The sequence below is a fragment of the Rhodopirellula sp. MGV genome (genome assembly GCF_002251265.1).
Taxonomy (GTDB): domain Bacteria; phylum Planctomycetota; class Planctomycetia; order Pirellulales; family Pirellulaceae; genus Stieleria; species Stieleria baltica_A.
This window is the reverse complement of record NZ_NPDI01000063.1, coordinates 53,500-76,285: the sequence shown is the minus strand read 5'-3', so window position 1 is coordinate 76,285 and position 22,786 is coordinate 53,500. Positions and strand designations below refer to the sequence as shown.

Here is a 22,786-nt window from a genome sequence, read left to right as displayed (position 1 = left end):
ATTTCTCGCTTCTTTTTTTCGAATCGCTGACAGACCCGCGTATGACTTGTGAGTAAGTCGGTGACTGAGCGATTGACACCGCGCGATGGCCCTCCCGCCAGACCTAGCCAAGAATTCAGTTGAACCCGTTGTTGTGAAGGCCCCCGAGGTTTTATGTCTGTTCCGGATACCCGCGTCAGTTTGCTTATGCGACTGCACGATCAGCGAGATGGCGAAGCCTGGACGGAGTTTTCACGTTTGTATCGTCCCGTCGTTTGCCAGCTTGCGGTACATCACGGGATGCAGCAGGCCGACGCCGAAGACTTGGCGCAGCAGGTCTTGATTGCGATCTCGCGAGCGATCCAAACGTTCGATCATGATCAGGGGCAGGCGAAGTTTCGGACTTGGCTGAAAACGATCGCTCGTCGTGCAATCATCAACGCGATCACGCGTCCGCCAAAGGTAATCGGCGTTGGCGGAAGCGAGGTAATGAACTGGTTAAATATCCAGCCCGAGCAAACCGAGCAAACACAAACGTTGCAGTGGCAATACCGTCGGCAGGTATTCCATGTTGCCGCCGCCGAGGTCAGACGCGAAGTCCGCGAGCAGATGTGGGATGCCTTTTACCTAACCGCGATCGAGCAACGTCCGGCCAAAGAAGTCGCGGAGTCGTTGGGGTGTAGCGAAGGCAGTGTGTACACGGCTCGCAGCCGAATGATTCGCAAGCTGCGCGAGAAGGTGCAGGAACTCGATCTTGCCAGCGAACAGGAATCACGATGAACGAGCATCTAATCTGTCCAGACAATCGGATCGATTCGTTTTTGGGGGACCAAATGACGGATCCAGAGTTACTGGCATTCGAAAAGCACTTGGAAACCTGTGCAGTCTGCCGTGCCAAATTGGATGAAAGTTCGGCGGTGATTCCATTCTGGGATGATGCCAAGGAATTCTTGAGCGATACCGAGATCACCGATCCACAAACGATCGACTTGCAGTCTGCTGATCGGCATTCAGGAGTTCGAGAACCGGTGGTGCCGCGGGTAGGGCAGGGCAGAGAAGTGGTCGGCCTGTTAGACCCGACAGATCATCCCGATATGTTAGGCCGATTTGCTGGGTATGAAGTCAGCGGCATCATCGGGCGTGGCGGAATGGGCATCGTCATGAAAGCTCGCGACATGTCACTGGATCGGTTGGTCGCGATCAAAATTCTTGATCCCAGTTACAGCAGCCTTTCCGCATCGCGAAAGCGGTTTGCGCGAGAAGCGAAGTCTGCCGCAGCGGTCGTCCATGAAAACGTAATCGGAATCTATGGCGTCGACCAGTGGAACGGTGTGCCGTATTTAGTGATGCCCTACATCAAAGGAGAGTCGCTGCAACAACGGATCGATCGACATGCCCCGTTGCCACTTGAAGAAATGCTCGAGATCGCTGTGCAGATTGCGCGCGGACTTGCGGCCGCGCATGGACAAGGCGTGATTCATCGCGATATCAAGCCCTCGAATATTCTGTTGCTCAATGGTGTCTCACGTGTCCTGATCACTGACTTCGGATTGGCAAGAACGGTCGATGACGCGAGCTTGACACGAAGTGGGATCTTGGCCGGTACGCCGCAGTACATGTCACCCGAACAGGCAATGAGTGAGGCCGTCGATCGACGCACTGATCTGTTTAGCCTCGGCGGCGTGATGTATGCGATGGCTTGCGGTTACCCACCGTTTCGAAGTGAATCGCCCTACGGCGTGCTCAAGAAAATCATTGATCAACCGCATCGGTCGCTTCTGCAACAGCGACCTGATTTACCGAATTGGTATGTCGCAACGATCGATCGTCTATTGGCGAAGCAGCCTGGTCAACGGTTTGCTTCGGCGGCACAGACAGCCGCCTTGCTGGAAGACGGTTTGGCACATCTGCGGCAACCGGCATCCGTAAAGCATCCAAGAATCGAACTCAAGCGTGGACGCAAATTCGTTTTGCAGCGTCGGCAGATCGCCGCGATCGCAATCTGCATCGCCATCCTCACTGCATTTGCCGCTTCGACGTTTTGGAATCATACGGAATCCAACACTTCTGAATCGAATTCCCAGCCAACAGAACAAATCGATCCAATGTCGCCCGATCCAGATTTGAGTTGGGAGTATGACGATCATGAATTGATCGAGCTGGAAAACGAGCTCGACATGCTACTGCAAGACACTACCGAGTAGGCAACCTAGAAAGACCGTGCACCATTTCACCGGACCAATGTTGTTGCGTTGGCCACTGATGTTTCTTTGTCGATGAGGGAGATGTAATCGAATGCGAAACCGAAGAATTCCTGGCGGAAAGACGAGTTGTTTGAAGTTCACCGCTTGGGCTGGCGTGTTGCTTGCCACACCTGTTCTTGCTGTCCCCCAAGACTTGCTGCCTCCAGACGTCGCACAACGCGAACCACAAGCGACGGTTGAGGTTTACGAAGTCAAAACCGATTCGGCCGATCAGATCAATGCGTTGAAGGTTCGAATGGAGCAGATGGTTGCCGAGTCGGAAAAAGAAAAGGAATTGGTGGCACGTAACAAAACACTTCTTGCTGCAAAGCAGTTGGCGCTCAAGGAGTTGATGGAAAAGCTGAAATCGCTCGGTCCCGAGACGCTCTCTGCTGATGTGGACATCAAGAGGTGGAAAGTCATCGAAGGCGGCAAAACAATCGATCGAGACGTTACCGTTTCCGACGACGTTATCAAAATTGAGGGCCTACCAGCGGACAACCGGCGCGGATTAATCGAGCAACTCGTTCGCCAAGCATTTGATTTACAAACCGAACTTCAAGAGGCTCGCGTACGCCAGGCCGAGATCAACTTAAAACGAGTCAAGAATCAACTCGAGAAACGAAAAGCGAACGCGGACAAGATTGTTGCTGCCAGAATCGAGGAGTTGTTGGATACGCAAGTCGTCCATGTCGAAGCAATTGTTGTCGGAGAGCCACTCGACAAGGTTGATTCAGAATCGGCGGCGTTGCTGGCGAGCGAAGGTTGGCAAGCGTGGCGGAACGTTCAATCACGTGAAGCGCTCGAAAAGTTCAAGAAAGCACTCGCAATTGATCCCGATTTGGACCAAGCCCGCAATGGCTTGGGGTGGGCCCAAATTCAGACTCAGCAGTACACTGATGCGATCAAACAATTCCAGGAATTGTTGGCGAAGAACCCGCACCATAGCGGAGCTCTAAACGGTGTGGGTCAAGCATTGTTCGCACAGAACGAACTTGATGCTGCCGAAAAGCAGTTCCAAAAAGCAATCGACGTGATGATCGAAGAGCATGGTGAGCAGACGGCGATCAAACGTGGCGTCACCGCCGCATGGTTTGGCTTGGTAAAGACATTGATCGCACAAGGCGACAATGAGCATGCGAAGCAATGGGCAGAGCGGTATCTGAAAGGCAAGCCGGACGACGAGCAAATGAAATCACTGCTCTCGGAGGCGAACGCCGGACTCGAAGACCAAAAGCTCGACGGCAAAGAGTAGGAAGCTACTTCGTCTGATAAACCCAGTAGGGCGTGTAGGAACGTTGCGTCGCCCACTGGGTCTCCCAAACCAATGTGTTGTCAATCTTGACCTGGGTTGGAACGATCGACATTCGTGCCAATGCATAGCGGTAGTGTTGTTCGGACCCCGATTGATAGGCTTCAAGCAGAATCAGTACTTCGGGGTCTGTGCCCTGCACAAAGGTAAACACTGCACCGTCGATCACATCGCCAGACAATTTCGTGGGGTAGCGATAGATCGGTCGCTCGAGCATGCGGAGCGGGATCGAGGGCTTTTGCGGTGGGACGAGTGTTGCCGCGAAGCGATTGGCGATCGACTTCATTTGGCGAATTCTTTGAAACGGCGTTTTGAGAGGCGATTCGCCATCATGGACGTCTTTCCAGGTCACGCCGGGGTCGTTGGGTTCCCAAATCATTCGGCTACGATCGCGAGCGCTAATGGCTTGGCTTCCGAGCGATTGGAACTCGACATGGACTTGTTCCAAAGAGGGATAAAGGCACATCGCCGCCAACGGCCGTCCTTCCTGTGTCCAAAGGTACAAGGCGCCGGCTGTCGTATTTCGCTCGGGGTTGCTCCAGCTAAGGACTGGTTGTTCCGGTTTGCCAACCGGCGAATCGGCGATCGAAAGCGAGATCCGTTCGACGATTTCTGAAAACTGATCTTTCAACTTCAGCGGTTTGCTATCGACAGCATCGCTTTCTTGTGCGTTCAATAGTGTGGTCGTGCCAAGGAAGATGCACACTGCGATGAGCAATCGGGTAGAGCACAGTTTTGTCATCAGTTGGCACCTTCAAGACGTTGCCGAATGGTCGAAATAGATGTACTGTCTATTGTTTGGTGGTCTGGGCCCCATGTCAAGCAAATGGATTAGGTGAGAGGCGATCCTCACCAAGCAAATTTGAATCAACGAGCATCCTGTTGATTTTCGGGTGTCGCCTTTCGCCCCGCGAAAGTAGCGTTCTCTACCGCTGTTTTTGCGTGGCAAAAGGCGACATAAGCACAGAACAAGTTTGAAAGCCAACAGGCCGTTAGGCGGCGTCTTTCTTCGCTTTGCCTTTCTTCGCACCGTCGGCTCGGTTTCCGCCCTCGGAACCGCGACGCAGCAATTGCTTGGGCAGTTTCGATTTTTGCTCGTCGCTTAGCATTGCGACGGCTTTCTTTAGCAATTCAGCACGGACGTCATTTGCCTTTTTCAATGCAGCCGCTTGCTTTTCGTTCAGGCCGGCTTGCTTATTGGCTTCGGCAAACAATTCAGCTGGCTTTTTTACTTCGCCGCTTTCTTTGATTTCCTTTTGCGCCTCGGCACGCTTTTTCATCAGTTCCGGAGTCAAGCCAGCTTCTTTGCGAAGCGTTTGCATTTCGGCGTTGGCCTTTTTGGCCAATTCCTTCAGCTTGGCTTGTTGTTCTTCGGTGAGTTCAGCCTTTTCAAGCTGCTTCATCATCTGCACCGAAACTTGGTTGCGCTGGCCTTTCTTCTTATTTGGCTTTTCGTCCGCTGCCGCCAGTGGGGATGCCAAAACCAACGCAATTGCAACACCAAGGATCTTGTTTTTCATCGACGCACCTACATAGGGAAGGGCAGGGAAGTGGGGCGAAATCAGTCGCCACGAATAACGCATTGCAGCGGATCTCACCAAGCGAATAGTTTAACCTGGCTGAACTCCGTGAAATTGCGTGACCCAACAAATTCTGGTGCGAATCAACTCAGGTGGCGAGATCAGGGAGCAATGGGGAAACCATCGCGAGTGCATCAAGTTTCTTGAAAGCGAGTCGCTTTTCCAAAAAACGTTTGGTTAGTCCGTGATCACGATCGAAGCCCGGGTGCGCCGGGTGAGAATGACGAGCCCCACGACGGTCAAGCCAATCCCAACGAGCAAACGCACCGAGAGAGGTTCATGGAACAGGATGACGCCCGCTACGGCCGCCATTGCGACTTGCGAGGCATTGATCAGGTTGACGGCGACGACGGGAAGTAGCCGCAGTGCGGCAGTAATTGCGACGAAGGCCGCGAAATTGAATACGCCGGCTGATAGCATCGCGGCCCATTGAGGCAGCGTTGTCTTGAGAATCTCGCTCATGCCAAGTGTGGCAACGCAATAACCCCAAAGAGAGACCGTCCCCGTCAGCCCGCTGAGAAACATCAGCACGCTCGGTTTAGCGCCAACCTGCATCGTCATTCGCATCGTGACACCAAAAAACGAATAGGCGAGCCCGCTGATCGCTGCCCACAATGAACCACGCAGAATCGCCGACGCATCGATCGCAGTATTGCCCGTCTCGGTGGTTCCATGAGGCAGGCTTAGGACGATGACTGCGGCGATCAGCGTGATCATCGCGGCGACTTTTTGTCGACTGACCGGTTCGCCAAGCAGTATCGCACCCAACACCGCTCCGCCGACAATCAGAACACCCAGCGTGATCGGCACCGAAGCTGCCAAACCGATATCACCCAAGGCTTTCTGGAATGCGGCGTTACCCAAGAACTGGGCCAGGAACGACGCGGCAATGAATCGCAGCAATGGTTTGCCTTTCAAGCGATACCGCACGGGTGGAACGTTCGACTTTCGAGTTGACCGGCGAAACGCGATTTCTCCGCCAAGCAACAACGGTCCCAGAAAGAGAACCGTTGGGAACGCTTTGACTGCCGAGACCAAGTACGGATCTAGGTCGACGCAATGCCGCAAAGCGATGTTGGTAAGCGTATAGAGGACCGCCGAAGCGAGCCCGCAAAGAGGTCCGACCCAGGATGGCGTGGTGGTGGTCAAAGCTGTCGAGATTCACGGAGAAAGAATCGGATCAATCGCATCGGAACCCCGGCGAATGGCTTGGTTGCGGCATCTGGGGAGAGGAAATCAGTCGTCGAGACCGTTTTTTAAATTCGAAAGGTCGTCGGTCGGACGATCAGAGACCGTCGACGCGACAGAGTTATCGATCGTCAATCCACTGTCCAGCCTGCGGTGTCCATCGGTGGGTTTGGGGTGAGCCACAACGACTGTAATGTTGTCCTCTCCGCCGGCGTCGTTCGCTAAGTCGATCAACTCTCGGCAAAGCAGTGACGCATCGGATTGTTGGCTAACCAATTGACCGAGTTTGTGGTTGTCTAGATAGCGATAGAGTCCATCGCTGCAGAGCAAGATGGAATCGTGCGGATGCAGATCGACCCGATGAACTTCGGCGAGAATTTCACGCTCGCCATGACCGCCCAGTACGTTCCAAAGCACGTTGCTCCAACGGCTCGTCGCTTCGTCTTCGGGACGCATTCCGCCGGCTTCGACCATTTGGCGTGCCAGCGTGTGGTCGGTCGTCAGTTGCTTGACATTGCCATCGCGGATCAAGTAGCAACGGCTGTCACCGGCGTGGACCACATACATGGTCGGCCAATTGATGTAGGCCATCGTAAGCGTTGTGCCCATCCCAGCGTTCTCGAGATCGTCGCGTGCTTCGGCAAGGACTCGTGAATGGGCATCACGCAGCAATTGACGCAGTGCGTTTACGAAGTCGTCTTCATTGTCGGCATCGGAATGGAAAAACCAATGGACACTGTTGAGCAGCCGGGTGATCAAGTGCTGGGCCGCAACGCTGCTCGCCTTTTCTCCGGCGGCATGCCCGCCCATCCCGTCGGCCACTAGTAGGACTTGACCCTGCATGCGGCCATAAAAACGCCCGGCGGGAATTTCGTCCAGGCTCGACGCCGAAACCAGCATCGATTTGCTCAGTTCCGCGATCAAAAATTGGTCTTGGTTGATCGCACGGTGCCGGCCAATATCGGTTAAGCCAAACGTTTCTGACTGAGTGAATTCAAACTCGGAATCTTGCATGTCGAGGCCTCAACCTAAGTCGCTGCTGGCCGACGGCTTTTCCGGTGTGCCGTTCGGCGGCGATTGTCACTTGGCTAATTGTCACTTGGCTAGCTGGGGAAAGCGTAGTCCAACATTGCTCGCGGTGTCGATACCTTGCCCAGCCACCTGCCCTGGCAATGCCTTCGTCGAACGATCCAAAACCGTTGGGAGGATACGGTGCCCCTTCGCTGACATCGCCCCTGGTGGTTTGCAACAGCCGTAATTTCGCCGTCAAACTCTTTTAAATCGGGCAAACCCTTTTAAAAATGCTAGGTAGTGTGCATGATCTTTTGGGAAACCCGCCGCGGTTCCCTTTCGCGGTGAACACTAACGGATCGAAAGAAGCAGTCGGGAATGGAACTATCAAAGAAACGACGACGCAAGCTGCAAGCCTTGGTCGACAAAGATTACGGGTATCGTGCGTACGAAGACCGTGACGTGTATGTGGCCGAGCTGAAAGAAAAAGGTCGAGGCGTCATCGCTTCGCGGCAATTCTTGCCCGGTGAATTGGTAATCGAAATCACAGGCCAAATCATCCCGGCTGACCAATATGAGGGGTCGACGTATGCGATGAACCTGGAAGACGAGTGGTATCTAGAACCGACGATTCCAGGGGCTTACATCAACCATTCCTGTAACCCCAACTGTGACATGGTCCAGGTTACCGAGACGTCCAACGGGTTGATCGCCCGCTGCAATATCGAGCCAGGAACCGAGATCACGTTCGACTATCAATGGGAAGCCCAGTGGTGGATTCCGAAGTGCTGTTGCGGCTCTCGAAACTGCCGTGGATGGGTGGTTGCCGAAGGCGACGTCAAAAAAATGAACCGCATCGCCAAACGCGAAAAGCGTAAAGCCAAGTAAGCGGCCTGCAAATTCAGCGGAGTGGTCTGGCCGTCCTCTCCGAGGTTTTCAGAAAACGCCATCGGTGTGTTTGCGCATCACCAGATCTGGTGTGCTATGGTACTGATTCGATATTTTTTATTGATGCGAATCAACTAGCACTGCTCTGAGATACACACCACGTTATGACTGGTCGCTCGACTTCGAATCCCGGGTCGCCTTCACGTAAGCAGCAATGGATTTTATTGCGTGAGAACAATCATGTCGGTCCGTTAACGCCAAAGCAGCTCAAGCATCTCGCCGAAACGCAGCAAATCACACCGGCGGATTTGCTGTGGCGTGAAGGCCTTCAGGAGTGGATCCCCGCGAAGCGTTTGCCGCAGCTTTGGAGCGGCACGACACAACAGCCGCCCGAGTCTGTAACTCGAAGCACCCCTCCGCCGATTCCGGCTCCCGTATCAACGGTACCGAACCCCGGTACTTTCGAACCGAATGAGACGGCTTCAAACGCGGACACAGGAATTCCCGTGTTACAGCCCGTCGGGGTGCGCTCGATTCAGATACAACCGGTTAAAGCACCAACAAGCCGGAACAGGAAACGCCAGTCAAAGGATTCGCCCCAGTTGCGGTTCCGGCAAACCGGGAGCGTGATCGTCTTCGCAATCGCCAGCCTCATTTGTGGCATTTTGCATTTGCCACTCACTATCATCTCAGTGATTGGGCTCCTCAAGGCACCGTTTGTCGGATTGGCTGCACTGACTGGTGCCGGAAAATTGGGTGGCGGACTCTTTGCCGCCGGCATCGGTTTCGGGGCGACCGGGTTGGCCGTCATCTCCATTTTGATGTCTTCCGTCTACATTGCTTTGGCGTTTTGCTGCTTTGCATCGGGAATCGGATTGGCATGCAATCGTGCCTGGGGAGGTTGGTTTGGGCTTGCCGCAGGGGCTTGTTCGACGGCAATCGCCTTGTGGAAAGCGTGGACCATTTGGACGCAGTTTGAGACTTGGCGATTGACGGAAGTGGGGCCATTAAGATCGATGAAAGAAAACGCCGATGCTGTGAATGTGGTCAATTGGTTCGCGTTGTCCTCGATGCTTTTCTCGCTCGTGTTCCTACTGCTTTATGGAGGTTACGCAGCGTTGGCGTTTCGTTCGATCCTTTCGGCCCGATACTACGAAGAGTCGCCGAGCTGAATTGACGATTTCAGTGTTGTTGTGAGCAAGAGTCACGTCACGAAAGTTCGTCGCGGCGCGTTTGGTTTTGGAGCCTCTTACTCGGCGCGCCGCTCAATTTGATTGATTGCCTTGCGGGCGAAACTTTTCAAATCGGTCTTCGACAAAAGCTTTTCTAGTGGAGCGATGCTTTGGCGAGTCCCGACCTTGTCGAGGATGTTGATCGTGGCGAGCACTCGATCGCGGTCATCGTCTGACAGATTTTTCCAGAGAAAACGCTCGATTCTTGCACCTACGTACTCGATGGTGTGTGGATCGAGTTTGTCGACGCGTTTGGCAAGATGTTCCATCGCCCTGTCGTTGCCAATTTGTGCGATGTATTGGAACAAAATTTGACGAGTTCGGTATGAACTGACTGCGTCTACGGATTCGATCAACTCATATAGATGGCTCGCTTTTACACCAAGTTTCTCGATGCCCGTCTCGCTAGCGGAAAAACTGCGAGGTTGATCAACAAGCAGCCGAATCGCAAGCTCAACGTACTCAGTGGCTTGCGTTTCGTTTAGTTCCAACTGGGGAACGGACTGCAGCGTTGCGTCGAGTTGGGTCCGTTTCTTGAATGCCTCGTCTTCGGAAAGGTAGCGACGCAAGTCACTGAGGTACTGCGTTGCAATCGCATCATCATCGACATCGGACCTTTCGATGATTGCGATTGCCGAGTGGCGAAGGTGGAGATCGCTATGACTGATGAGAGGCAACGCTCGCTGTGGCGTATCGATTTCGACGGCTTTGGCAAGTAGTGATGAGGCATTGGATCCTGCTGACGAATTGGCGAGTCGATCAATCTCTTCAATCACAATCCCAGCGTTTTCAGGTGTGATCATTTTCTCAAAAACCGTCCGATCTTTGAGGGGCAAATCGTTATTTAAAGACAACTCGACAAGTGCTCGAAGTACATCGTCTTGCAGTTTGCTGTCTTCTTTGAAATCGGATTCAGCGATTGCTTGTCCGATGGCCCATATTCCTGCTTCTCTAGTCATCCGGTCCGAATCGTGCAACTGTTCGATCGCCTCACGAAGCGAATGCCTTTGCTCCTCGAGAATTTGTTCCTGCGCCGTGTTGGCTGGCAATGCATTTACTTTCCAGATGACGAGATCTGAGCGTTGCATTCGATATGGACGGGATTCGCCCTCCCAAATGACAGTGAGGGTTCCGTCCTCACGGGCTTCGACAACGTCTACGCCGATCCAGCGTCTGGCCCAGCATCCGGCAAGCCGTTCCCCGACTGAGATTGGCAAGTCGTCGGGTACCAAAATGTATCCGCCAGGCAGGTCGATGTTGATTTTGAAACGATAAACTCTTGCCGGACGATCTGCGGGCAAGCTCGGCGAATGATTTTCGCGGGTTGAACTTCGCGAGGTCTGGGGAGCCGTCGTACTGGACGTGCTCAGTTGCGCTGGCTTCTGCGTTGCTGAGCTTTGCGTTGCTGAGCTTTGCGTTGCTGAGCTTTGCGTTGCTGAGCTTTGCGTTGCTGAGCTTTGCGTTGCTGAGCTTTGCGTTGCTGAGCTAGGAAGCTTCACTTCACGAACGGCCGATCGAGTGGCTTTCCAAAAGATGGAATTCGAAGCGAACATCAGCAGTCCTACCGCTGCCAGGAACACAACGATTGTTTTCCATTGAATTCGGTGATCATTGTCTGATGGATTGATCGTCGACGGATGGGGCGTCAATTCTGGAACAGACGGTTGCTCTGAAATGACAAACTGATTGCCACAGCGGCCACATTGAACCTTCCGTCCAACCCAGCTGTTTTCAACATGAAAGAAGGCCCCACAGACGCAATCTGTTTCAACCATTGGGCTTGCTCAACCTGTATCAAAAAACAATCAAAGCGAGTTCCAGACAACGCAGGGAACTTCAGATGAGCTCAATAGCTTAGCAGCATCAATACTTTTCTGCTGAACGGTTGGTCTAAATCAAACAAGATCGCATAGTGAAAGACCGTTGGTAGATTCTCTTTTCCAGGTTGTCTTGTGATTAGAGCATGTCGAGAGGGTCGATGTCGACGACATATTGCACATCGTCTTTTTCGGGGATTTTGAACGACTTGGTCGCCATGCGGATCGTCGCTCCGAGCTGGATCGGGTCAACGGATTGCAGCAGCAAGTGAAACCGATACTTGCCACGAAGTTTGACAATCGGTGGTGGCGCGGGGCCGAGAATGCGGACTTCGGCACCGAGTCGCTCGCGTGCAGATTCCAATCGCTGCAGCAATAAATAGGCGGTCGCTTCGGTGACGTCTTCGACAGTCCCGCGAATAATAATCCGTGCGATCGAACCCAAGGGCGGGTAATTGAATTTGCGACGGTTGGCGATTTCGGCTTTGGCGAATTGAATGTAGTCGTGTCGTGATGCGGCCTGGATCGCCATGTGTTCGGGGGTAAACGTTTGCACGATGACGCGTCCGCCGCGCGAGCCACGTCCGGTGCGTCCGGCGACTTGTGTGACCAACTGGAACGTGCGTTCGCCGGCACGAAAATCAGGGAAGTGCAGGGCGGCGTCGGCATTGATGACGCCGACCAATAGCACGTTGGGGAAGTCGAGACCTTTGGCGATCATTTGCGTGCCGAGCAGCAGATCGATCTCGCCACTGCGAAACGCGGCTAGGACTTTTTGGTGGCTTCCGGGACGCCGCATCGTGTCGCTGTCCATACGGGCAACACGTGCGTTGGGGAATCGAGCTTTGACTTCGACCTCTAACTTTTGTGTTCCCAGGCCGCTGTAACGGATTCCGTCGAAGCGGCATTCGGGGCACCAGGGCGGAGTCGCGATCGTGTAATCGCAGTAATGGCAAACCGCTTTGCTGCCGTCGCGGTGGTGCGTCAGCGGCATTTCACATTCGGGGCAGGCAACGACGTGACCGCAGGCCGGGCACTGGATTGTGGTTGCAAAACCTCGGCGGTTGAGCAGCAGAATGATCTGGCCTTTCTCTTGCAACGTTTCGTTGACAGCCATGTGAAGCCGTCGACTGATCGAGCCGCCTGCCGACCGCTCGTCTTTCATTCGCAAGTCGACCAATTGGACGTCTGGCATTGGGCGATTGCCAACGCGGTGCGGCATCGAGATCAGTTCGGCGTGACCGGTTTCGGTGGCGTGCCAGGATTCCAGCGAAGGCGTCGCACTGCCGAGTAGCAGCGGGATTTTTAACGAGCGGGCGCGGGCATAAGCGACTTTGCGCGCGTGATAGCGTGGCTGGCTATCTTGCTTGAACGAACCGTCGTGTTCTTCGTCCAAGATGATCAATCCCAATCGCGGCAGCGGGGCAAACACCGCACTGCGTGGTCCGACGACGACTTGGACTTCACCGCTGCGAATGCGTTGCCATTGGAAGTGGCGTTCGGCGGGAGTCATCTGACTGTGAAGGACCGCGACGGAAGGGAACCGCCGCTCGAACCGCCCACGGGTTTGCGGTGTCAAACTGATTTCGGGGACCAGTACGATCGCGGCCCGGCCGTACTTCACGACGTGTTCAATGGCCTTGATATAGACCTCGGTCTTGCCGCTGCCGGTGACACCGTGCAGCAGCAACGTTCGCGGTTCGGCCGAGTCGACCGCAGCGGTGATTTTGTCGAGAGCTGACGATTGCTCCTCCGTCAACGTGTGCGTTTCGACCGCTTCGCCGTCGCTGGCTTGCCAGCGGGTGGTCATGCCGGAAGAAACTTCGCGCTGCTTCGATTCGGTGACCATGCCTTTTTTGCGCAAGGCCCGGATCGGTGCGGCCGTGCAGTCGGCGTGCACCATCAACTGTGATTCGGTCATCGGACGGCCCGACGCGATCAACAATCGCAGCGCACGTTGTTGTTTCGGCGGCAAGGCTTCGACAACGGCGTCGTCTTTAGTGGCCGGTGCGGGGGCCAGATACGTTCGTTCGCGGGTGCCAGCTTGAGATCGGACGCTGCTTGGGATCAACGCGTCGAAGACCTGCCCGGCAGGCGACTGGTAATAGTGACTCATCCAAGTCACCAGACGCACGAGCGCGCGATCACAAAGTGGCTCGCCATCAAGCACATCGGCGACTTCACTGAGGGATCGACCGCCGCTGCTGCCAACCTTGGTTTCGATGCACCAACCTGTGGTCGGTTGCTTTCGGCGCGCAAGCGGAACTTGCACACGCATGCCGGGTTTTAGGATGTCTCGCAGGCGGTCGGGAATTTGGTAATCGTATGGGCCATAGGGGGCTTCACGAAACACGACGCAGGCGATCGCGGTATCGTCGTCGGTTTCGATTTCCCAAGGCGGCGGGTCGGTGTCAAACAGTTCGCCTTGGGTGGTGTTGTCCTGCGGTTTCGCCTCCAGATCGGGCGTGTGAAAATTTTGCAGCTCGCCATAGGGAACCGATTCGAGTTCGTCGAAACCCGGTGCGGTCAGTCCCCCATCTGGTTCGTTGTGACGGCTGGGGGTGTCCGAGTTTGGTTTTTGGGCAGGCGGCTGGGAAATCCGGTGCTGCTTCGGTGCAGGCCGCTGAGGCGATCGATCGGACGGAAACGGGGGCGACATATCAAGCTGGCTGTCGGGTTGGCCGCTGGCGGATGGCGTAGTAGCGTGGACACTGGTCAGCATAAAGGATTCCGTTACCAATTGAATCAGTGAAACTTCGGCACGGGAATCGTTGCGATTGGTTTGACACGGTAGGTCTGCTCGCGATTCAGCGGTCAGGGGGGCGTTCGATCACGTTCAAATTGCTATTTCGATATTGAGGGGCTGTTGATGAGAATCGGAATGTTTGGTGGGTCGTTTGATCCGGTTCACCTGGGACACTTGTGGATTGGCGAAGCGGCGATGGAGTCGTTGTGTCTGGACCGATTGCACTGGATACCGACTGCTCAACAACCTTTAAAACCGGACGGTGCGGTCGCGAGTGCTGACCAGCGAGCCGAGATGCTTCGGCTGGCAATCGGCGGACGCGAAGGATTTCACTTGGATCTGCGCGAAGTCCGTCGGGAGGGAGTCAGCTACAGTAGTGACACGGCAAACGAACTGCTGAACGAAAATCCCGATGCGGAGTTGTTCATGATCATTGGCAGCGATTCGTTGGCCTCGATGCCTCGCTGGCACCAACCAAGTGACTTGTTGTCGAAGGTTCAGCTGGCGGTGGTTCAGCGCGGCGGGGACCCGGAAACCGATTTTTCAGTGCTGGAGGGACTGGTCGCGCCGGAGCGGATTGAACAGTTCCGCGGGCAGGTCATCGCGATGCCTCAGATCGAACTTTCCAGTCGCGAGATTCGGGGCAGGGTAGGGCAGGGGAGAAGCATTCGGTATCGCGTCCCAAATGCCGTTGCCGCGTACATCCGGGCCAGCGGGATCTATCAATCGTCTGTGAGCGATTAACGCAGTGCTTCGGCCAGCCGAATGGTTTCGTTGACCATCTGTTCGACGCGTGTTTGGATGTTTTCGTCGGTGACCTCGTTGCCTTCGAAAGCATCTCCTGTCGCATAGACAAAGCGTGGGACGATCAGGCAGCGGAAGTCCAGCATCAGGCTGTTGGCAAGTCCCATGGCGCTCATGTAGCTGCCCGCGCCACCGGCAGCCAACATCATCGCAACGACTTTACCGGTCCATTTTTTGCCGGTTAACTCGACAGCGTTTTTGATTGCGGCGTTAACGTCGTAGTTGTAGATCGGTGACGCGATCAGGATGGCGTCGGCGGCTTCGATCAGTTTTCCCAGCTCGATCACATTGGCATCGCCGTAGGCCGACGCACCGTCGCAGAATGGCAGCGGGGTTTGCGCCAAATCAAACCAAGCGACCTCTTGGTGGGCGGCTTCGAGAAGAGCTTTGGCGTTGTTGGCCAGAATACGGCTGCGGCTGCCGGGGTTCAGGCTGGCGCTGATTACCAGGATCATGATCGGTGGGGGCTGCTCGGATTTCGGAGGGCGTGACCTGTTGTCTGGTTGCCGATCCTAAGCCACGTTGCCGGTCCGGTAAATGGTGTAGCGGTGTGGAGTGGATGCCCAAAGAAAAATGCGAGTGGAGTCCCGGGGTGGGTTCCGCTCGCAAAAAGTGGGCTTGGTAGGCGTGGAGGTGCGTTCGTGGGTGGGCGTCCGCGCTGGCACAAGGTGCCGTGAGAACTCCGGGGGGCAGAATTCGATCGCGGACAAAAACGCAGGTGGGTCGCTGACCTAGCAGCAGCCAGAAAAATCTTCGGTGTCCATCCCTAACCGGTGCTTCAGGGTGTTGAACTGGTCGAAGAATGTTTCGCTGCTGCTGTGGACGTGTTCCGCTTCGGTGATGAACTTCAGCTTTTCGTCGGGGTAAACATCGCAATCGATAAACGTTTGCTCGAAACGGTCAAGCGGTTTTCCGTAGACGATCATCAGTTTATGTTCATCGAGCTGGACCTCTTGTCGCCGCGAAGGGTTGATCACGGCAACACCGGTACAACCGTCGTTGAGCAGCAATTCTTCATGGTCGAGCAAGATGCTTTTCAAGACCGGCATATCGATGTGTTCGCGATACAGGTCTTGGGTGTGCGAATTATGGTGATGGCTGGTTTCCAACACGACGTCGACGACGGGGCCAAGGTGATCGATCTGTTCCAGGAACAAATCCATGATCTGCCGACGGGTAACCGACGCCATGATGACTGGCGTGCGGATCTGACTTGCATCATCGATGTATTCGTCAAATCGGAAGCCCTGCTTCGGGATCACTTGCAAGTCGTAACTGGGACGAATGGCATCGGTCAAATCGAAGGCACCGTATGAATGGATGCCCATGTGCGTTTGCAGTTCTTCTTCCGATAACGCTTCAAAGCTTCCCGGTGTGAAGACCGATCCAGTTTCTTCGGCCGTGTTATTGCGGAGGATACGTTTCAAAAAGCCCATGTCAGGCGGTCCGATCAAATCGTGGGGTCACGGGGTTGTTGTGCGTCAGCCGTGACGAAAGAGAACTTCCGTCGACCGATCTACAGCCAACGCTAGGTCACGTCATTGACACGTCGACCGCATTCGAAATCGTGCCCGGGGCGCAAAAGGAAATCCATCAGTCGTGAACGGCATTTTCGTAAACTTCGGCCCGACCGATGCGACCCCACCCCATCCGGTTAGTGTGGCATGTTGCTCGGACGCAACATGTCGGGTGACATATCGCAGCAGTGAGGCGTCAAATGTCGCTCCACCGTCATGCGGCGGTATAATGCGGGCTGCCTTTCGAGACTTGCCTTCGAGGTGAAATTGGTGCGTCGGGTCAAAATTTTGCAATCGTTGTGTGTGCTTTCAGCGCTGGTCGGCTGCCTGTCGGTCGGTTGCGATCGCTTGATCCCGCCGCGGCCGCCAATCGGTCAACCGAAGGATTCCGGCAGTGACTCGACCACGCCAGAATCGGATTCGATGGATCCTTCGCTTGCGACGTCCAGTGAATCGAACACCGACACGGATCAAGCGAATCAATTCGAAGGCAATTGGCAGGCCTGGTATCTGCATCGAATGGGGCGTCAAGTCGTTGGCATGAGCACCTTGTCTGGCGAAGAAGTAATTGACGAACAGACGATCCAATCAGGTGAAAAGCAAATTCGATACGAACGTGAAGATCACTTGATCGTTCGCAACAACGCGATGCAGTATTTGCAGATCACGAATACGAGCAGCACCGAATCCCCCGCGGCCAATCTGTTGTCATTGCGATCCGAATCGCTAAGTGGGTTTACCACCTACAACGCTTCGGCGGCACGTCGGAGCAATCGTTTGGCGTTTCGATTTCAGGTCAGCGGTGCAGAACCGACGACACAAGACGTTGTCTGGGCAGATGGCATGCATGGTCCCTTCGGCATCGAGCAATCGCTTCGCCGACAGATGCTTCAATCGGGAGAAACCCGGCGGATCGAAGGTTTAAATTCGACCTTGGGAGCAGTCGCCGTCTTTGAGCTTCGCTGTACAGGTCTGGCATCGGTTTCGATGTTCGACGGAACTTACGTGACATTGAATGAGGTGGAGGTGACGACTTTCATCAATGGGCGAGCAACCGATGATCAGGTTTTGTGGCTGACCGATGACGGGCACATCGAAAAAACACTTCGCCCGTTGATTCGGTTGGAATCCTTTCGTGTCGAACGCGCAGTGGCGATGGAGCAATTCGATGCCCCGATCACGCCCGTTTTGATTAGTGCCGAAGGACGGTTGGTGCCAGCGGGCGATCGCGATCCCGCCGAATCGGATTCCTCTACGACGATCGATACCAGCCAACTGACGCGTGTCGGATTTGTGGTAACGACGTTGTCGGGCGAACACGATTCGCGAGATGGATTGGTACCCCACTACGGAAATCAAGCGACCAAATCGATTGCGAACGGTCAGCAAGTTCTCGTTTCCACCCAACCCAACGACTTGGAAGGCTTTGAGCGTGAGCAGCCAGAACCAACCGACGAAGACCTTGCACCGACGAAGTTGATCGAATCCGATCATCCGGCGTTGGCAAAGATGGCCAATCAAACCGCCAGTGGGCAAAGTCAAATCGAGATGGATTTCATCGTCGAGCTTGCCCGAGCGGCGAGTAATCGTACGACGCTCGCGCCACAAGGTCCGCTGCAATCAGCCTCCACGTCCCTGCGGAAAGGGGCGGGGGGCGAAATCGATCAAGCGATTCTGTTGGCCGCACTGCTGCGTGCACGCCAAGTCCCCTCGCGAATTGTGCTGGGACTTGTGCCGACGATGACTCAGCAATCCGCTTCTTCACGGACATTGATGAAACTGACCGGATGGACGCTGGTCTCGATTGACGGTCAATGGTTTTCGATCGATCCTCTGTCTCTGCGAGTCAATCCGGCCGACCACTTGGCGGTCAACGTGATTGAAGGCACCTCTGAAATCTCGCCTGCGCTACGAGAGACGTTCGCGTTGCTGGGCGACGTCCAAATTCAGATCCGCGGCGCACGGTAAGCGTCCAACCGACGAACCGACAAGCGAATTCAGGCTTGCCGTTTACCGAGGTGTTCGGCGACGGCGCTCAGCAGCGGGTCGATGGTTTGGGATTGGATCTTGTGCGGAGGTGCCCAGTCGAACCATTGAAAACCCTCGTGTTCGGTTAACTCCGGGGTGAAGGCTTCGTTGACTTCGCCGATAAAGTAGGTCACACGCTTTTCGACCGGTTTCCCGTCGCGTTTGTATTTGACTGGATAGACGAGTTGAAAGTGAAAATTGGGATCCAGTTGGATTGACGTTGCGGCGAGACCCGTTTCTTCTTCGGTTTCCCGAAGTGCCGTTTCGGCATCCGTTTCGTCACCATCGCGATGGCCTTTGGGAAGGTCCCAGCGATCGGTGTGTCGCATCAGCAAGAACTGCTTGGGTGCCGAACGGGTGAAGATCAAGATGCCGGCCGCATGTTTGACTTTTAGGCCCGCAGGCAGTTCAGAACCAGAATTCATCACGTTGGATTGGTCTGCAAATGATCGAACGGGCGGCAAAAATGAACGAACAGCAAGCGTGGCTGTCCGTCGAGCTGACGTTAGCAAAAGGCTGGTCGGTTTGGTAGGCTTGCCCGCTCGGACGCTGTCGTCAGAATCCGGCATGACGCATTGATAACCCCACGGAAAACAGCAATGAAAATTTATACCAGAACAGGGGATGCCGGCAGCACCGGTTTGTTTGGCGGCCCGAGGGTTAGCAAGGACGACGTCCGAATTGAGGCTTACGGGACGATCGACGAACTAAACGCGGCGCTTGGGTGTGTCCGTTCGGCCGGGGCGGCGAGCGGTCATTTTGACCCGGTGTTGGATGGTCAGCTGGAGCACATCCAAAGAGAACTGTTTTCGATCGGGGCCGAGCTCGCGACTCCTGACCCGGACGCACATGAGCTTCGCGTGATTGGCGGATCGCACGTGCAGCGTCTGGAGGGATGGATCGACGAGCACGAAACCGGATTAGAGCCACTGAAGCAGTTCATTCTGCCGGGTGGTTGCCATGCGGCGTCGATTTTGCACTTGGCACGTGCGGTTTGTCGCCGGGCGGAGCGTCGCGTCGTGACACTCGCGGCGATCGAAGGTGCGACAGTATCGGACGCTGTGATTGTCTATTTGAACCGACTGAGCGATTATCTGTTTGTGCTCAGCCGCGAGGCCAATTCGCAAGCCGGGATTGCCGACGTCGTTTGGACGCGACCGGAATCACCGGCTTAAGTGAAAAAAAACATCGCTAAACCGGTCGCCGTCTGCCCGCTGGATCGACTTTGCTGGCGGAGTATACAATAGAGTAATAGTTAGATGAAAATTCATCAGGTCGCTTTCTCCGAGGCACAGACGTGAAAAAAGTTGAGGCCATCGTTCGCCACTTCAAATTGGAAGATGTTAAGAACGCACTGACGGATCAGGGCATTCACGGGATGACCGTCAGTGAAGTCCGCGGATTTGGCCGTCAAAAGGGGCACACGGAGATTTACCGTGGCACCGAATATGCAATTGACTTTGTGCCCAAAGTGAAGATCGAAGTCATTTGCACTGACGCCAACCTGCAAACCGTGGTGGATTCAATTCTGCAAACCGCCCAAACCGGTCAGATCGGCGACGGCAAGATCTTCGTTACCAACCTAGAAGATTCGATCCGTATTCGGACGGGTGAACGCGGCGAGGAAGCCCTTTAAGGGATTTGCCCCGTTCGGGGTGTCTTCCGTGAATTGTCGCGACGAGTACTGATACAGTAATGGCTGGTCCCTCGCTTTCCGAAGTCGTCCTGTCAGGACGTGAACATTTACGCGAGGGACGTGAACGCTGTCGCCGTGTGCATGTTCAAGGTGGACACGGGATCCAGGTTTCGACCTTGGTCAGTGACCTGTATGACGACATCGTCATGGAAGTGTTCCACCAGGCCTGTCGCGACCACTTCGATGGTGAAATTCCGTCTGGGCTGGCGCTGGTCGCCCACGGCGGATTTGGTCGCCGTGACTTGGCACCCTATTCTGACGCGGACTTGATGCTGATCACGCGCAGTCGCAATACAGCGGCAGCCGAACGCATCGCACAGTCGTTGACTCGCGATTTGGTCGATATCGGAATCGATGTCGGCTTTGCGTTGCGGACCACCCGCGAAGCCTGTTCGCTGTCCTGGTCCGATCCGGTCATCTTTACCTCGTTGACCGAATCGAGGTTTCTCGCTGGCAGCGTCAAAGTCTTCACGCGATTTTTTCAATCGCTGCGCCACGGCGCGTACCTTCGCCGCGCTCGACTGATTCGTGATCTGATTCAGGCACGCCGCGAGGAGCGTACGAAATGGGGTGTGACGAGTTATTTGTTGACGCCAAACGTCAAAAAGTCTCGTGGCGGTTTACGTGATATCCAGATGGTGCGTTGGATCGGCTTTGCCCGTTATGGCGAAGTCGATTTGGAAAAACTGCTGCGGCTCAACACGCTCTCGCGCGAAGATTATCGGTTGCTTCGCAAGGCGTATGACTTTTTGATCCGGCTTCGCAACGAGCTCCATTTTCGCGAAAACAAAGCCCAGGACATTCTCAGCCGAGCGACGCAGTTGGAAATCGCCGAGTCGTGGAACTACGACGGCGATGATGGCGTCTTGCCAGTCGAAGTGTTCATGCAGCAGTACTTCGAAGTCACACGCTCGGTGCGTTATATTTCGGGGTTCTTTGCCGACGACAATCGCAGTCGACCTTGGACCGAACAGGTTTACGAGTGGGTTGCGTCGCGGCGAATCGACCAGTCAATCCGAATGGGACCCACGCACATTTGGGTTGACCAACCGGCACTGCGCGAGTTCGCACAAAGCTTGCCTCGCGTGCTGCGTTTGATGAGCGTGGCGAACCATAACAATCGTCGGATCGGGCATTACACCTGGCAGGCGATTCGCATCGCGATGCAGGAACGCGACCCGGCGCCACCAGATTCGGAATCGGTGGGAGCGTTTTTGTCGTTGCTCAGCCGTGGCAGCCGCTTGGCACCGTTGCTGCGGCGGTTGCATGAATTGCGGATCATCGAACAGTTGATTCCCGAATTCAAACGCACTCGTGGGCTGCTGCAATTCAATGCCTATCACAAGTACACCGTCGATGCGCATTCCATTCGGGCGGTCGAAGCGGCGACCGATTTTGCCGACGATCAATCGTCAATGGGACGCCGCTATCGACGTTTGAAAGACAAGACACTGCTGCATTTGGCACTGCTGATACACGACATCGGCAAAGGGTACTCAGAAGACCATTCGATTGTCGGCGCGCGTATCGCACGTAAAGTCGGCGAACGGTTCGACCTCGACACGAACAGTATCGAGATTCTGGAATGGCTGGTCCTGAAGCATTTGGCGGTCAATAACGTCGCGTTCCGCCATGATTTGAATGACACCGAAATCGTTTTGTCGTTCGCAAAAGAAGTCGGCTCGATTCGTCGATTGGAATTGTTGATCGTTCATGCCGTCGCGGACTTGGCGGCGGTCGGCCCAGGCGTGTTGACCGACTGGAAAATGAAACTGATCGAAGACTTGTACCTGCGGACGCGGCGGTACTTCGAAACCGGTGATGTCGATCTGGATCACGAGGCACTCGCCGAGGAGATTCGGTTACAGGTCGGTGAATGTTTGACGGATTCGGATCCTGAATCGACCAGTCACAGTTTGCTGCGGCAGCTGCCGTTGTCGATGTTGCGTCGTGAAAAGCCAGATGTTCTGGCAAAGCAGATTGACCAGGTCGCCGAGTCGCTGGATCAAGGAAACACGTCGTACTGTTTCCATCACTACGATCCGATCCCGTCGGCCAGCCGCTACGTCGTCATCCATCGACAAGGCCAGCAGCGTGTCGGGATCTTCGCCCGCGTCGCCGGTGCGTTCATGTCGTGCGGCATCAGTATTTTGCGTGCTGAAATCGTCACGCTAGACGATCTCGTCTGGGATGAATTCTGGGTCAATGATCGTGACCACTCCGAGCACCCGCCGGATTCACGTATTAACGAGGTGTCCGAGCGAGTCACGCACCTGTTGGATTCGCCGGACGTCCCGGTGCCGCCGCGTCGACAGAAGTGGACGATGGCAAAATCGAAGGAACCGGAAAAGGTTAACGTCCTGCCTAGCAAGGTTGACTTTGACAACGAGACGCTGGACCGTTTTACGATCCTGTCGTTTTTTGCCTACGACCAAACAGGTTTGCTGTACAAGATTGCTTCAGCGCTATCAGAAATGGGACTGGTGATCCACTTCGCAAAAATCGATACCCACTTGGACCAAGTCGCCGACGTGTTCTATGTGACGGAGATTGACGGCGGTAAAGTCGAACACGAGCAACGCAAACAAGAGATCCGTGGCGTCTTGCTGGGGATCGCCGAAGAGCGCGAGCAGGACTGATCAGGACACGCGGTTAAGCGAATCGGGGAAGCTTTGACGTTTGCGGTCGGTTTGGCCAATCGATCACTTGCCAGTGTCGAGCCGATAAGTCATTCGGCTAGTCCCG

The 22,786-nt window shown here is 54.9% G+C and carries 19 protein-coding genes and 1 pseudogene; 10 read left to right on the top strand and 10 right to left on the bottom strand.

Features of this window, described 5'->3' with window-relative positions; translation table 11 throughout:
• The first annotated feature begins 186 nt into the window (after window positions 1–186).
• The 3 genes from CGZ80_RS21995 to CGZ80_RS21985 all read left to right on the top strand — a co-directional run bounded on the left by CGZ80_RS21995 (window position 187) and on the right by CGZ80_RS21985 (window position 3,477).
• Window positions 187–759 carry a sigma-70 family RNA polymerase sigma factor gene (locus tag CGZ80_RS21995; protein ID WP_158222808.1) on the top strand — a complete coding sequence of 191 codons (573 nt, stop codon included), beginning with the start codon at window positions 187–189 and terminating at the stop codon, window positions 757–759.
• Window positions 756–2,183, top strand: coding sequence for a serine/threonine-protein kinase (locus CGZ80_RS21990; RefSeq protein ID WP_094417832.1), 1,428 nt, complete (start codon window positions 756–758; stop codon window positions 2,181–2,183). Before CGZ80_RS21995 ends, CGZ80_RS21990 begins: the two co-directional genes overlap by 4 nt.
• 91 nt (window positions 2,184–2,274) lie before the next feature.
• Window positions 2,275–3,477 (top strand): tetratricopeptide repeat protein, encoded by a 1,203-nt coding sequence (locus CGZ80_RS21985; RefSeq protein ID WP_094417831.1) that lies wholly within the window; start codon window positions 2,275–2,277, stop codon window positions 3,475–3,477.
• Between the two features lie 4 nt (window positions 3,478–3,481).
• On the opposite strand, the gene CGZ80_RS21980 is transcribed toward CGZ80_RS21985, so the two are convergent.
• From CGZ80_RS21980 to CGZ80_RS21965, 4 genes are all read right to left on the bottom strand, one after another.
• The gene (locus CGZ80_RS21980; RefSeq protein WP_103296633.1) at window positions 3,482–4,276 is read right to left on the bottom strand and encodes a hypothetical protein; all 795 of its coding nucleotides are present in this window, start codon (window positions 4,274–4,276) and stop codon (window positions 3,482–3,484) included.
• Window positions 4,277–4,526: 250 nt separating this feature from the next.
• Window positions 4,527–5,054, bottom strand: a complete 528-nt coding sequence (locus CGZ80_RS21975; protein ID WP_094417829.1) for a hypothetical protein — start codon at window positions 5,052–5,054, stop codon at window positions 4,527–4,529.
• Between the two features lie 237 nt (window positions 5,055–5,291).
• Window positions 5,292–6,263 (bottom strand): DMT family transporter, encoded by a 972-nt coding sequence (locus tag CGZ80_RS21970; protein ID WP_094417828.1) that lies wholly within the window; start codon window positions 6,261–6,263, stop codon window positions 5,292–5,294.
• A gap of 87 nt (window positions 6,264–6,350) precedes the next feature.
• Entirely contained in the window at window positions 6,351–7,316 is a 966-nt protein-coding gene (locus CGZ80_RS21965) for a PP2C family protein-serine/threonine phosphatase (protein ID WP_094417827.1), read from the bottom strand.
• Window positions 7,317–7,691: 375 nt separating this feature from the next.
• On the opposite strand from CGZ80_RS21965, the gene CGZ80_RS21960 reads away from it, so the two are divergent.
• Entirely contained in the window at window positions 7,692–8,201 is a 510-nt protein-coding gene (locus CGZ80_RS21960) for an SET domain-containing protein (protein ID WP_094417826.1), read from the top strand.
• Between the two features lie 164 nt (window positions 8,202–8,365).
• Entirely contained in the window at window positions 8,366–9,373 is a 1,008-nt protein-coding gene (locus tag CGZ80_RS21955) for a DUF4339 domain-containing protein (protein ID WP_094417825.1), read from the top strand.
• Between the two features lie 77 nt (window positions 9,374–9,450).
• Here CGZ80_RS21955 and CGZ80_RS28820 read toward each other — a convergent pair whose 3' ends face one another.
• From CGZ80_RS28820 to priA, 3 genes and pseudogenes are all read right to left on the bottom strand, one after another.
• The gene (locus tag CGZ80_RS28820) at window positions 9,451–10,734 is read right to left on the bottom strand and encodes a hypothetical protein (RefSeq protein ID WP_233148586.1); all 1,284 of its coding nucleotides are present in this window, start codon (window positions 10,732–10,734) and stop codon (window positions 9,451–9,453) included.
• A 94-nt stretch (window positions 10,735–10,828) separates the two neighbouring features.
• Window positions 10,829–10,906: pseudogene (locus tag CGZ80_RS29290) on the bottom strand (pentapeptide repeat-containing protein); the annotation flags it as partial.
• 483 nt (window positions 10,907–11,389) lie between these two features.
• Window positions 11,390–13,972, bottom strand: coding sequence for a primosomal protein N' (gene priA, locus CGZ80_RS21945; protein WP_233148585.1), 2,583 nt, complete (start codon window positions 13,970–13,972; stop codon window positions 11,390–11,392).
• A gap of 147 nt (window positions 13,973–14,119) precedes the next feature.
• On the opposite strand from priA, the gene nadD reads away from it, so the two are divergent.
• Window positions 14,120–14,740 (top strand): nicotinate-nucleotide adenylyltransferase, encoded by a 621-nt coding sequence (nadD, locus tag CGZ80_RS21940; RefSeq protein ID WP_094417824.1) that lies wholly within the window; start codon window positions 14,120–14,122, stop codon window positions 14,738–14,740.
• Here the strand turns inward: nadD and CGZ80_RS21935 are convergent.
• Window positions 14,737–15,255 (bottom strand): NADPH-dependent FMN reductase, encoded by a 519-nt coding sequence (locus tag CGZ80_RS21935; RefSeq protein WP_094417823.1) that lies wholly within the window; start codon window positions 15,253–15,255, stop codon window positions 14,737–14,739. The two genes, nadD and CGZ80_RS21935, sit on opposite strands and share 4 nt — an antisense overlap.
• Before the next feature lie 276 nt (window positions 15,256–15,531).
• Window positions 15,532–16,236 carry a hypothetical protein gene (locus CGZ80_RS21930; RefSeq protein ID WP_094417822.1) on the bottom strand — a complete coding sequence of 235 codons (705 nt, stop codon included), beginning with the start codon at window positions 16,234–16,236 and terminating at the stop codon, window positions 15,532–15,534.
• A 351-nt stretch (window positions 16,237–16,587) separates the two neighbouring features.
• Between CGZ80_RS21930 and CGZ80_RS21925 the strand changes: the two genes are divergently transcribed.
• Complete coding sequence (locus CGZ80_RS21925) at window positions 16,588–18,285, top strand: transglutaminase domain-containing protein (RefSeq protein WP_158222807.1); 1,698 nt, start codon at window positions 16,588–16,590, stop codon at window positions 18,283–18,285.
• A 29-nt stretch (window positions 18,286–18,314) separates the two neighbouring features.
• Here CGZ80_RS21925 and CGZ80_RS21920 read toward each other — a convergent pair whose 3' ends face one another.
• A complete protein-coding gene (locus tag CGZ80_RS21920) occupies window positions 18,315–18,770 on the bottom strand; it encodes a bis(5'-nucleosyl)-tetraphosphatase (RefSeq protein WP_094417868.1) in 456 nt (151 codons plus the stop codon).
• A gap of 174 nt (window positions 18,771–18,944) precedes the next feature.
• Here CGZ80_RS21920 and CGZ80_RS21915 point away from each other — a divergent pair, with 174 nt between their 5' ends.
• The 3 genes from CGZ80_RS21915 (at window position 18,945) to glnD (ending at window position 22,680) form a co-directional block, all read left to right on the top strand.
• Window positions 18,945–19,520 carry a cob(I)yrinic acid a,c-diamide adenosyltransferase gene (locus CGZ80_RS21915; protein WP_094417820.1) on the top strand — a complete coding sequence of 192 codons (576 nt, stop codon included), beginning with the start codon at window positions 18,945–18,947 and terminating at the stop codon, window positions 19,518–19,520.
• 122 nt (window positions 19,521–19,642) lie between these two features.
• A complete protein-coding gene (locus CGZ80_RS21910; protein ID WP_094417819.1) occupies window positions 19,643–19,981 on the top strand; it encodes a P-II family nitrogen regulator in 339 nt (112 codons plus the stop codon).
• Window positions 19,982–20,040: 59 nt separating this feature from the next.
• Window positions 20,041–22,680 carry a [protein-PII] uridylyltransferase gene (glnD, locus tag CGZ80_RS21905; protein WP_094417818.1) on the top strand — a complete coding sequence of 880 codons (2,640 nt, stop codon included), beginning with the start codon at window positions 20,041–20,043 and terminating at the stop codon, window positions 22,678–22,680.
• Window positions 22,681–22,786 lie beyond the last annotated feature (106 nt).

Coding starts and splice junctions, on each gene's coding strand:
- CGZ80_RS21995 (WP_158222808.1), top strand. CDS start 187: ATGCGACTGCACGATCAGCGAGATGGCGAAGCCTGGACGGAGTTTTCA.
- CGZ80_RS21990 (WP_094417832.1), top strand. CDS start 756: ATGAACGAGCATCTAATCTGTCCAGACAATCGGATCGATTCGTTTTTG.
- CGZ80_RS21985 (WP_094417831.1), top strand. CDS start 2,275: ATGCGAAACCGAAGAATTCCTGGCGGAAAGACGAGTTGTTTGAAGTTC.
- CGZ80_RS21980 (WP_103296633.1), bottom strand. CDS start 4,276: ATGACAAAACTGTGCTCTACCCGATTGCTCATCGCAGTGTGCATCTTC.
- CGZ80_RS21975 (WP_094417829.1), bottom strand. CDS start 5,054: ATGAAAAACAAGATCCTTGGTGTTGCAATTGCGTTGGTTTTGGCATCC.
- CGZ80_RS21965 (WP_094417827.1), bottom strand. CDS start 7,316: ATGCAAGATTCCGAGTTTGAATTCACTCAGTCAGAAACGTTTGGCTTA.
- CGZ80_RS21960 (WP_094417826.1), top strand. CDS start 7,692: ATGGAACTATCAAAGAAACGACGACGCAAGCTGCAAGCCTTGGTCGAC.
- CGZ80_RS21955 (WP_094417825.1), top strand. CDS start 8,366: ATGACTGGTCGCTCGACTTCGAATCCCGGGTCGCCTTCACGTAAGCAG.
- priA (WP_233148585.1), bottom strand. CDS start 13,972: ATGCTGACCAGTGTCCACGCTACTACGCCATCCGCCAGCGGCCAACCC.
- nadD (WP_094417824.1), top strand. CDS start 14,120: ATGAGAATCGGAATGTTTGGTGGGTCGTTTGATCCGGTTCACCTGGGA.
- CGZ80_RS21935 (WP_094417823.1), bottom strand. CDS start 15,255: ATGATCCTGGTAATCAGCGCCAGCCTGAACCCCGGCAGCCGCAGCCGT.
- CGZ80_RS21930 (WP_094417822.1), bottom strand. CDS start 16,236: ATGGGCTTTTTGAAACGTATCCTCCGCAATAACACGGCCGAAGAAACT.
- CGZ80_RS21920 (WP_094417868.1), bottom strand. CDS start 18,770: ATGAATTCTGGTTCTGAACTGCCTGCGGGCCTAAAAGTCAAACATGCG.
- CGZ80_RS21915 (WP_094417820.1), top strand. CDS start 18,945: ATGAAAATTTATACCAGAACAGGGGATGCCGGCAGCACCGGTTTGTTT.
- glnD (WP_094417818.1), top strand. CDS start 20,041: ATGGCTGGTCCCTCGCTTTCCGAAGTCGTCCTGTCAGGACGTGAACAT.